Below are 11,949 nucleotides of genomic sequence, written 5' to 3' on the forward strand. Positions count from 1 at the left end.
GAACATGCGAGTGCTGGTTTCCGGGGGCGGCATCGCGGGGAATTCCGTGGCACTCCAGCTGGTCCGCGCCGGTGCCGACGTCACCGTCGTCGAGCGGGCGCGGCAACAGCGGGACGGCGGTCAGGCGGTCGGTCTGCGTGGTTCCAGCCCGCGGATCGCCGAGCGGATGGGGTTGATGCCCGGCATCGACCGGCATCGGCTGCACGTGCGCGGCATGGTGGACGTCGACGGGCGGGGCAGGGAGATCCTGCGCACCTCCTTCCACGACGGCACCGGCCCGCTCACCGATATCGAGATCACCCGTGGCGACCTCAATCAGGTCCTGCTGGAGGCGATTTCCGCGAGCGGCGGCGTCACGGACTACCGCTACGGTGACCACGTCGTTTCGCTGGAACAGGACGACACCGGGGTCGAGGTCGCCTTCGATTCCGGCAGCAGCGGCCGGTTCGATCTGGTGATCGCCGCCGACGGCGTGCGCTCGGCGGTGCGCCGGATGGCGTTCGGTCCGGAGGAACAGTTCGTCCGCTACCTGGGCGGCTACATGTCGTTCTTCACGATGCCGACACCCGAGTCCTGGGAGCCGGGATGGATGATGGCGCACGCGGTCCCGAACGCGTCGATCGCGCTGCGTCCTGATTCCGACCCGGCGGCCTGCAATGTCATGATCACGCTGCGCGCGGCGGCCGATCCCGCGCTGCGGGGTGATGTCGCCGCACAGCAGCGGTTCATCCGCCGTATGTTGGCAGGCGCGGGCTGGCTGGCTCCGGCGGCACTCGAGACCATGTCCACCGCAGCCGATTTCGTCTTCGACGAGCTGGTGCGACTCGACCCGCCGAGCCTCAGCAAGGGCCGGGTCGTGCTGCTCGGTGACTCCGGCTTCTGCGGCTCGCCGATGACCGGTCGTGGCACCGCGATGGCGATCGTCGGAGCCTATGTTCTCGCAGGCGAACTCGCTGCCGCGCCCGGGGATCTCGGCGCGGCGCTGTCGCGGTACGAGGCGACGATGATCCCGTTCCTGCAGCGTGCCAAGCGAATTCCCGGTGGTGGCATCAAGTCCAAGGTGCCCGCGACCCAGTTCGGTCTCGGGCTGGCGCATCTGCGGTTGAAAGCCTTTGCCTCGCCGCCGGTTCGGCAGGTACTGCGCCGGTTGTCGGGCGACCAGGTCGAAGAGTTGCCCGTGTATCGGTAGCGCGCGCATCGGCATTGTGACATCGGCCATAGCCGCGATGTCGGGGGGCAGGTTCACGTGGTGGTCCGTGCAGCGCAGCGTGTGGTTCTGTGTGAAAAACCCAGGGCCAGACCATGATGCACACTTTGCGTGACTGTTTCCCCCCGGTACCGTGGGCGGCAGTCTGTTTTTGAGGTGGGGAAAAAGTGGATCTGAGTCTCTTCTATTTCAGTAGTTCGGCGGGGGACGGCGGCAGCTATTCGCTGCTGCTGGATGGCGCGAAATTCGCTGATGCCGAGGGTCTGTCGGCGGTCTGGACGCCGGAGCGCCACTTTCATCGATTCGGTGGCATGTTCCCGAATTCCGCGGTGACCTCGGCGGCCGTGGCCGCGGTGACCGAGCGGGTTTCCGTGCGAGCGGGCAGTGTCATTGCGCCACTGCATCATCCGCTGCGGATCGTGGAGGACTGGTCGATAGTCGACAATCTATCGGGTGGCCGCGCCGGTGTCGCGTTCGCTTCCGGCTGGAACTCGCAGGACTTCCTGCTCGAGCCAGACGCGTACGCCGACCGCCGCACTATCGTGGTCGAGACCGCCGACGAGGTCAGGGCGCTGTGGCGCGGCAAGCCCGCCACCGGTGCCGACGGACTCGGCAATCAGATCGAGGTCGAGCCGTTTCCGCGTCCCGTACAGGGCGATCTCCCGATCTGGCTGACCAGCGGCGGCAGCCCGGAGACCTTCGCCGCCGCGGGCCGCGGCGGGTACGGAGTACTGACCCATCTCATCGGCCAGGACATGGCCGCGCTCGCCGCGAAGATCGAGCTGTACCGCGCGGAACTCGCGAAATCGAGTGCACCGCAACGCAACGAGCACGTCGCCGTCATGCTGCACACGTTCCTCGGTGAGGATCGCGAGCAGATCAAGGACATTGTTCACGAGCCGTTCAGCGGCTACCTGCGTGACTCCGTCGATCTGCTCGCCAAGGCCGCGGAGCTGGCAGGTGGGCCGAGCCTGGAGGCTCTGTCGGAGCAGGACCGCGCCGGCATCGTCGATTTCGCGTTCGAGCGCTACTTCCGGACCAGCGCGCTGTTCGGCACGCTCGAGGACGCGCTGGAGATCTGCGACCAGCTCGCCGACATCGGAGTGGACGAGGTCGCCTGTCTCGTCGACTTCGGGGTGCCCGCGGACCTGGTCCGCGAATCCTTCAGCCACCTGGGTGATCTCAACAAGATCCTCCAGTCCTGACCACATCGTTGGCGGTGGCCGCGGATTCAGGCCGCCGAAGTTCTGAAAGTGGCACAGCGTGACGAGTACCGAGTTCGCGGGTTCTGATCTCTCGGCGCTGCAGCGAGAGATCTGGCTCCGGCAGTACCTGCATCCCGAACCGACCATCGCTATCGCGCAATACGTCGACATCACCGGCGATTTCGAGATAGCGGTGCTGCGGCAGGCATTGGAGCTCGCGAGTCGCGAGTTCGGATCCCTGCGCGCGGCCTTCCTCCCGCCCGAAGAGGGGCAGGTCTTTCCGCGTGCGGTGACCAGGACGACGACCACCTATCGGTTGCGGGAGTTCGATCTTCGCGACGACGACGATCCGATCGCCGCGGCCGAGCAGCTGATGCGTCGTGCCGTCGGCGCATCCCTCGATGTCGCGAGCGATCCGCCGATCGAGATGGCGGCGATCAGAGTCGGTGCTGCCCGCTGGTTCTGGTTCATGCGCGCCCATCACATCGTTCTCGACGGCTACAGCGGCATGACGGTACTCGGGCGCACCGCCGAGCTGTATCGATCCATCGCGTGCGGCACGCCGGTCGAGGTCGAACCCCGCGACGATCTCGCGGTGCTGCTGAAGGCGGAGAAGACCTATCGGGGCTCGCGCGCCTGGGAGCGGGATCGGCGGTACTGGCGGGAACGGGCCGAAGCCCTGCGCAGCGCGAGCTCGTCGCTCCCGGTGGGGGGTTCGGCCGCGGCCGAGACATCCCGTGCGGTCGCCGAATTCGACGCTGCCGCGGTACCGACCCGGGAGGAAGCGGCCGACCGGGGTGTCGTCCTGTTCTCGACCGAATCCGCCCTGGTTTCGGTGATCGCGCTGTACCTCGCGAGCGTGTCCGGCGAGCCTGCCTTCCGGCTGAGCATTCCGGTGACCACCCGGATGACCAAGGACACCAAGCTCGGCTCGGGTGCGGTGTCGAATGTGGTGCCGGTGCTGGTCGAGCGGGATCCCGCGGCCACGCTCGCCGACATGTTCCGCGGCGTGGAGACCGACCTGTTCTCCGCTCTCATGCACCAGCGTCTCCGGTCGACCGAGATCGCCGCCGAAATCGGTGTCGAGACGACGGAATTCGGCTCGGTATTCGGTCCGGTCGTCAACGCGATGCTCATCGAAGCCGGTGTCGATTTCGGCACCGCGTCCGGACGATTCGAGATCCTGACCGCCGGTCCGACCGACGGCCTGTCGGTGCTGATCGTCTACGGCGATCGCAAGGACACCATCCGGCTGGTGTTCGAGGCCGATCCCGCGGTGATCGGCGCGGCGACCTTGCAGACGCTCGCCGACGGCTGCGCGGCGTTCGCCGTGCGGGTCCTGCACGGACTCGTCGCGGACCCGCAGCAGCGGTTCGCCGGGTTCACGCCGCTGACCTCGGCCGATCTTCGCCGGGTACTCGAAGACTGGAACCGGACCGGGCGGGAGCTCCCGGCCATGACGCTTCCAGGGCTGGTGGCCCGCTCGGTGGCCGCCGACCCGGACGCACCCGCCGTCTCCTCCGGCGACCGGACCCTGTCGTACCGGCAGCTCGCGGGGGCGGCGAACCGGCTGGCGCGGGTGCTGATCGAGCGCGGGGTAGGGCCGGACACGTTCGTCGCGGTGGCATTGCCGCGGTCGACGGATCTCGTTGTCGCGCTGCTCGCGATTCTCGAGGCCGGTGGCGCGTACGTGCCGGTCGATCCCGCGTATCCGGTGGAGCGGATCGGCTTCATGCTGGCCGATGCGGCGCCGCTGCTCGTGCTGTCGGATACGGCGACGGCGAGCACGCTCGAGCTCGCGCGCTCGGCGGTCGAATGGCTCCTGCTGGACGACCCGGCGCTGGCCACCGACCTGGCACAGCGCCCGGACACGCCGGTCACCGATCGGGTCGCGTCGACGCTGCCCGATCACGCGGCGTACATGATCTACACCTCGGGGTCGACCGGCAGGCCCAAGGGCGTCGTGATCACCCATCGCGGCATCGTGAACAACCTCGAATGGGCACGAAACACTTTGGGTACGGCCTTTTTTCGGCGTTCGCTGGCCGCGACATCGATCAGTTTCGACATGTCCTCGTTCGAAATCTGGGGCACGCTCGGCGCGGGCGGCTCGACCCGGATGGTCACGAGCATTCTCGCGCTCGGTGACGGTTCACTCGCCGGCGAACAGTTCAGCTTCGTCAATGCGGTGCCGTCGGTGTTCGCCCGGGTGCTCGGCGACGGTATCCGGGTCGGTGGGATCGAGAATTTCGTGTTCGCCGGCGAGGCGCTACCCCGGTCGCTGAGCACGGAGGTGCTGTGCCGATTCCCGGGAACCCGCATCGTCGATGCCTACGGTCCGACCGAAGCTTTCATCGACACGGCCGCGATCACGACCGAGGTGGACGGTGCCGCGCAGGGCATCGGCAGACCTGTCTGGAACACCCGCGCGTATGTGCTCGACCGATGGTTGTGCCCGGTCGCGCCCGGCGTGATCGGTGAGCTGTACATCGGCGGTGCGCAGGTGGCTCGTGGCTATCACGGTCGTCCGGCGCTCACCGCGGGCCGCTTCGTCGCCGACCCTTTCGGCGGCGCGGGCGAAAGGCTCTATCGCACCGGTGATCTCGTGCGCTGGACGGCCGACGGCACACTCGAGTACGCGGGCAGGGCCGACGATCAGGTGAAGATCCGCGGCTTCCGGGTCGAGCTCGGCGAGGTCGAGTCGGCGCTGGTCGACGTCTCCGGTGCGCGGCGCGCCGTCGCGGTCACCCGGCCGGACCACGCGGGCGCGCAGCAGCTGGTCGGCTATCTGTGGGCGGAGGCGGCGGTCGACGCCGCCCAGGTGCGGCGTGATCTCGGCGCGCTGCTGCCCGCGCACATGGTGCCCGCGGTGGTCGTCGTACTCGATCAGCTGCCGCTGACGCCGAACGGGAAGGTCGACCGGAAGGCGCTGCCCGCACCGGATTTCACCCGTATGGTGTCCGCGCGCGGTCCGCGCGACGGCAGGGAAGAAGTCCTGTGCGGCCTGTTCGCCGAGGTGCTCGGGCTGGACCGGGTCGGCATCGACGACTCGTTCTTCGACCTCGGCGGGCATTCGCTGCTCGGCGCGCGGCTGTTGAGCCGGGTGCACGACGTGCTGGGCGCCGACCTGTCGGTGCGTGATCTGTTCGAGGCGCCGACCGCGGGTGAGCTCGCCGCCAGGGCGGCAGCGGCCGCGGGCAGCGCGCGGCCGCCGCTCGTCGCACGCGAGCGGCCGGAGGTGCTGCCGTTGTCGTTCGGCCAGGCACGGTTGTGGTTCCTGAACCGGTTCGAGGCGGGCTCGGCGAACTACAACCTCCCGGTGGTGCTGCGACTGCGTGGCCGCATCGATCCGGCGGTTCTCGACGACGCGCTGTGGGACGTCGTGTGCAGGCACGAGCCATTGCGCACGGTGTTTCCCGAGGTCGACGGTGCCGCGGTGCAGCGGGTACTCACCCCGGAGCAGGCGCGTGCGCGGTGCTCGGTGACCAGGCTGTCCGGTGCGCCGGACGAGGCGGCGATCGGCGAGTTCGGTCGGCGCGGCTTCGACCTGTCCCGTGAATTGCCGGTGCGGGCAGGAGTTCTCGTTGTAGGTGAGGGCGAGATCGTGCTCGCCACCGTTTTCCATCACATCGCCGCCGACGGTTGGTCGCTGGCGCCGTTCGCCCGTGATCTGAGTCGTGCCGTCGCGGCCCGCAATGCCGGTCGCGCACCGGAGTGGGCACCGCTGCCGGTCCAGTACGCGGACTTCGCGCTGTGGCAGCGCGACTATCTGGGCGACTACGCGACCGGCACCGGGAAACTGGCTGAGCAGCTGGACTATTGGCGAAAGACGCTGGCGGGGGCGCCCGCTGAACTGGTGGTGCCGAGCGATCGCGTCCGCCCCGCCGCTCCCACCTATCGGGGCGGCGCCGTAGCGATCGAGCTGTCCGCCGCGGTGCATCGGGGTGTGACCGCGGTGGCGCGATCGTGCGGTGCGAGCGTGTTCATGGTGCTGCACGCGGCGGTCTCGGTATTGCTGTCGAAGCTCGGTGCGGGCACCGATGTCGTCGTGGGAACGCCGGTCGCAGGCCGGTCGCACGCCGTCCTGGACGATATCGTCGGGTTCTTCCTGAACACGGTCGTGTTGCGGCTCGATGTGTCGGGTGACCCCTCGTTCGCCGCGATCGTCGAGCGGGCTCGGGCGGTGGACCTGGGTGCTTTCGAGCACCAGGATGTGCCGTTCGAGGTGCTCGTCGAGGCAGTGAATCCGGAACGGGTGCTGAACCGGCATCCGCTGTTCCAGGTGCTGGTGGTGTTGCAGAACACCGAGCTTCCGGTTATCGAGATACCCGGTGTCGATGTCGCGGTCGAGCCGGTGGGGACGGAGTCGACCAAGGTTGATCTCGAATTCGACTTCACCGAACGCGGGGACGGGTCGGGGATCACGGGCACCCTGCGGTACTCGGCCGACCTGTTCGACGGGCGGTCGGCGCACACGCTTGTCCGGCGGTTCACCCTGTTGCTCGAGTCGCTGGTTGCCGAGCCCGATCGACGTGTATCGGCCCACTCGCTGCTCTCCACCGTAGAGCGGACACAGATTCTGACGGACTGGCAGAGTCCGGAGAGACCGCTGTCGACGGCCACGCTGCCGGAGCTGTTCGAAGCCCAGGTGGCTCGGACACCTACGGCACCCGCCGTCCTCTTCGGGGGACAGGAAACGACGTTCGCCGAGTTGGATGCCGCCGCGAACCGGCTGGCCCGCCACCTCCTGGCGCGCGGTATCGGCCCGGAGTCGACGGTTGCCCTGCTGCTGCCTCGTGGGACAGAGCTGGTGGTCGCGCTGCTCGCCGTGCTCAGGTCCGGCGCAGCCTACGTGCCGGTCGATCCCGGCTATCCGGCCGAACGCATCGCGTTCATGATCGACGATTCGGCGGCGCGGCTGGTCCTCACCGACACTGCGACCGCTGCGAACGTCGCGGTGGGTGCCGATCGGCTGGTGCTCGACGATCCGGACACCGCGGGTGAGATCGCGGCCCTGGCGTCGCTGCACGTCGGCGCTGGTCTTGCCCCTGCGAATCCCGCCTACGTGATCTACACCTCCGGCTCCACCGGCACGCCGAAAGGAGTGATCATCTCCCATGCGGCGCTGGTGAATTTCCTTGTCCGGATGGCGGATTCCCTGCAACTGGCGCCACGGGATCGATGGCTGGCGGTCACGACGATCTCGTTCGACATCGCTGCTCTGGAGCTCTATCTCCCGCTGATCACCGGTGCGGCGGTAGTCCTCGCCTCCGACCTCGCGGCCAAGGACGCCACCGCGCTGGCGGCCGTGGCACGCGCCGCCGAAGCCACTGTGTTGCAGGCGACCCCGTCGATGTGGTCCTCGCTGCTCGCTGTCGACCCGGAAGCGGTGACGGGGTTGCGCGCACTCGTCGGTGGCGAGGCATTGCCCACGGCATTGGCTCGGTCGCTGGTCGCGACGACTGCCTCGGTGCGGAACATGTACGGCCCCACCGAGGCCACGGTCTGGTGCAGCCAGGCCGAGGTAGACCTCGATTGGCTCGACGCACCGACCATCGGTGTGCCGTTCGCCGACACCCGCGCCTACGTCCTCGACGCCGAGCTCGGACTGGTTCCGCCCGGCGTGCCGGGTGAGCTGTACGTCGGTGGCGTCCAGTTGGCGCGTGGTTATCACCGGCAGCCCGCGCTGACCGCGGCCCGGTTCGTCGCCGATCCGTACGGCAAGCCGGGCGAGCGTCTCTATCGCACCGGTGATGTCGTCCGATGGTCGTCGGCGGGCGAACTGGAGTACGTCGGACGCGCCGATGACCAGGTCAAGATCCGCGGGCACCGGATCGAACCCGGTGAGGTCGAAGCGGTGATCGCGCAGGTGGCCGGTGTCGCCAGGGTTGTTGTCGTCGCTCGGCGCGATCACTCCGGAGCACACCAACTCGTCGCCTACGTCGTCCCCGAGCCCGGCGTGACACTGCGTGGACCGGCAGTCAGGGAATCCGCCGCTGCCACGCTGCCCGTGCAGCTGGTTCCCGCCGTGGTCGTCGTCCTGGCCGAGCTCCCGCTGACGCCGAATGGGAAGGTCGACCGAAAGGCATTGCCCGCACCGGATTTCACCGAACTGGTGAGCGCTCGCGCACCCCGCGATCACCGCGAACAGGTCCTGTGCACGGTCTTCGCCGAGGTACTCGAACTCGAGCGGGTCGGCATCGACGACTCGTTCTTCGACCTCGGCGGCCATTCGCTGCTGGGCACGCGGCTGCTGAGCCGGGTGCGGAGCGTGCTCGGTGCGGAACTCACCGTGCGCGACCTGTTCGAGGCGCCCACGGTGGCAGCGCTGAGCGAGCGGGTGAAGTCGGCGTCGGGTCCGTCGCATCCGCCGCTGGTCGCCGCCGAGCGCCCGGCGGTACTGCCGCTGTCGTTCGGGCAGGCGCGCTTGTGGTTCCTGAACCGCTTCGAAGGTGCCTCGGCCAGCTACAACATGCCGATGGTGCTGCGGGTACACGGTGTCGACCGCGAGGTTCTCGAAGCGGCGCTGGGGGATGTGGTGGAACGCCACGAGGCGTTGCGCACGGTGTTCCCGGAGCTCGACGGGACGGCGGTGCAGCGGGTACTGACACCCGAGGAAGCGCGCACTCGTCGCGAATTCGTTTATCGGCGCACCGATTCGGCACAAGCCGATGTCGCGGTGGTCGAGTTGATCGGCCGTGGATTCGACGTGACCCGCGAATTGCCGATGCGGGTGGGGATATTCGAGATCGGCGACGAACTGCTCGTCGTCATCGTCGTGCACCACATCGCCGCCGACGGCTGGTCGATGGCTCCCTTGGCGCGCGACGTCACCGCCGCCGTGACGGCCCGGCTGTCGGGCGATGCCCCGCGCTGGCCCGCGCTGCCGGTGCAGTACGCCGATTACGCACTGTGGCAGCGAGACCGGCTCGGTGCGGCCACCGACGAGAACAGTGTGCTGGGCACGCAGCTGGACTACTGGCGCCGTGCGCTCGACGGCGCCCCCGCCGAACTGTCATTGCCCACCGACCGGGCGCGCCCGGCCCAGCCGAGCTACCGGGGCGGCTCGGTACCGATCGAGATCTCCGCCGACACCCATCGCGCGGTCCACGCGCTGGCACGGTCCGGCGCGGCCAGCGCCTTCATGGTCTTGCACGCCGCGGTCTCGGTGCTGCTGGCGAAACACGGCGCGGGCACCGACATCGTGATCGGTACACCGGTCGCCGGGCGCGCCGATCAGGCGCTGGAAGAGCTGGTCGGCTTCTTCGTCAACACGATGGCACTGCGCGCCGATCTGTCCGGCGACCCAGGATTCACCGAGGTCATCGACCGTGTGCGGACCGGCGACCTCGCGGCCTACGAACATCAGGATCTGCCTTTCGAACTGCTCGTCGAGGCATTGAGTCCCGAGCGGGCACTGAGCAGACACCCGCTGTTCCAGGTGCTCGTCGTCGTGCAGAACGACGCGGGCCCCGACGTGGCGCTGCCCGGCGCCGGCATCACGGTCGAGCAGGTCGACGCCGGGGCGACGAAGTTCGATCTCGAGTTCGTGTTCACCGAACGGCACGATGCCGACGGCGCCGCCGGGATCACGGGCGCACTGCACTTTTCGCGCGATCTGTTCGACGAAGCCACAGCAGACCAGCTGGCCCGGCGGTTCGAGCGACTGCTCGACCAGATGTCTGCCCGGCCGGAGCTGCCGCTCTCGCGGCTGTCGGTGCTCGAACCCGCTGAGCTCGAACAGATCTGCCACACATGGAACGACACCGAGCACGCCGTCGCCTCGACAACGGTCGTGGAACTGTTCGCCGCGCAGGCGCACCGTGACCCCATCGCCGTGGCAGTCCGTGACCAGCACGGATCGATCGCATACGGCGAGATGTCAGCGGCGGTGAACCGGCTCGCCCGACTGCTGATCGCCCGCGGTGTCGGAGCCGAATCGTTCGTCGCCCTCGTCCTGCCTCGATCAACGGACCTGATGGTCGCGCTGCTCGCGGTACAGACCGCGGGTGCGGCCTACGTACCGGTCGACCCCACCTATCCCGCAGAACGAGTGCGGCACATGCTGAGCGACGCGGGTCCGTGCGTGGTGGTGACGACCAGCGCTACCGCGGCGCTGGTGCACGCGGCCGATCCCGCCGCGGAGCCGATCGTGCTGGACGAGCCGGACACCCGTGCGGCGCTCGCGGCACAGCCGAGCGCCGAGGTGAGCGCGGTCCGCGACCTGGATACTCCCGCCTACATGATCTACACCTCCGGCTCGACCGGGCGGCCGAAGGGCGTCGTCGTCACCCACCGGAGCCTGGTGAATCTCGCGTTGACCCAAGCGGATTCGTTCGACATCGGTGCAGGATCGCGAGTCGTCAATGTGCTGTCGCCGGGATTCGACGTGTTCACCGGCATCGCCGCCAGTGCGCTGGTGCGCGGAGCTACGCTCTGTCCGGTCGACATCCAGGACTACCAGGGCGATCTCGGCAGGGTCGCCGTCGAGCTGGAGCCCACCCATGTGGTCGCGACACCAGGGATTCTCGAGCTCGCAAGCGAGGAGCTCTATGCCGCCTCGCGCACGATCATCGTCGGTGGCGAGGCGCCGTCGCGTGAGCTGATCGCCCGGCGCGACCGGGTGCGGGTGTTCAACGCCTACGGACCGACAGAGTGCACCGTCATGGTGACCGCGTCGGGCGCGGGCGACCGCACCACCGTGATCGGCGCCCCGGTCTGGAACACCCGCGTCTACGTGCTCGACGACGCCCTGCGACCGGTCCCGGCCGGTGTCACCGGTGAGCTGTATGTCGGTGGGGTCCAGCTGGCTCGCGGCTATCACCGGGCTCCCGGACTCACCGCGACGCGGTTCGTCGCCGACCCGTTCGGAACACCCGGCCTGCGGCTCTATCGCACCGGCGACCACGTCCGCTGGACCGCGTCCGGCGAACTCGACTTCCTCGGCCGTGCCGACGACCAGGTCAAGGTGCGCGGTTTCCGGGTGGAGCTGGGCGAGATCGAAGCCGCGGTCGGTGCCAGGCCCGCGGTCGCGCAGGCGGCGGTGGTCGTTCGTGCCGATCGCGCAGGTCGTGACCAGCTGGTGGCCTATGTCGTTGCCGCGCCCGGTATGAGTGTGGACAAGCTGCGCAACGAGCTTCGGGCGAGCCTGCCCGCGCACATGGTGCCGCTGGTCGTCGTCACCGAAGCCCTGCCGCTGACGCCCAACGGCAAGGTGGATCGAAAGGCCTTGCCCGCCCCCGATTTCGCCGCCCTGGTGTCCGCGCGCGGACCACGCACCGAGACCGAGACCGCCCTGTGCGCGCTGTTCGCGGAGGTGCTCGAGCTGGAGCGGGTCGGCATCGACGATTCCTTCTTCGACCTCGGTGGCCACTCGCTGTCGGCGACCCGGCTGGTCAGCCGGGTCCGCACGGTGCTCGGGGCCGAGCTGACCATTCGTGACCTGTTCGAGGCCCCGACCGTCGAGTCGCTGGCGGGGCGTGTCCGCACCACGGCAAGGCCGGCCCGGCCCGCGTTGCGGCGAATGAGATGAGAGAC

At 68.7% G+C, this 11,949-nt stretch carries 3 protein-coding genes; all 3 read left to right on the forward strand.

What is annotated here, in order from left to right:
- Nucleotides 1-4 precede the first annotated feature (4 nt).
- The 3 genes from IEY60_RS23260 to IEY60_RS23270 all read left to right on the forward strand — a co-directional run bounded on the left by IEY60_RS23260 (nucleotide 5) and on the right by IEY60_RS23270 (nucleotide 11,944).
- On the forward strand, nucleotides 5-1,189 hold the full coding sequence (locus IEY60_RS23260) for an FAD-dependent monooxygenase (protein ID WP_189032069.1): 1,185 nt from the start codon (nucleotides 5-7) through the stop codon (nucleotides 1,187-1,189).
- Nucleotides 1,190-1,374: 185 nt separating this feature from the next.
- Nucleotides 1,375-2,412, forward strand: coding sequence for a MupA/Atu3671 family FMN-dependent luciferase-like monooxygenase (locus IEY60_RS23265; protein WP_189032071.1), 1,038 nt, complete (start codon nucleotides 1,375-1,377; stop codon nucleotides 2,410-2,412).
- 58 nt (nucleotides 2,413-2,470) lie between these two features.
- Nucleotides 2,471-11,944 carry a non-ribosomal peptide synthetase gene (locus IEY60_RS23270; RefSeq protein WP_189032074.1) on the forward strand — a complete coding sequence of 3,158 codons (9,474 nt, stop codon included), beginning with the start codon at nucleotides 2,471-2,473 and terminating at the stop codon, nucleotides 11,942-11,944.
- Nucleotides 11,945-11,949 lie beyond the last annotated feature (5 nt).

This window comes from Nocardia rhizosphaerihabitans, assembly GCF_014646295.1.
GTDB lineage: Bacteria > Actinomycetota > Actinomycetes > Mycobacteriales > Mycobacteriaceae > Nocardia > Nocardia rhizosphaerihabitans.

Coding starts and splice junctions, on each gene's coding strand:
- IEY60_RS23260 (WP_189032069.1), top strand. CDS start 5: ATGCGAGTGCTGGTTTCCGGGGGCGGCATCGCGGGGAATTCCGTGGCA.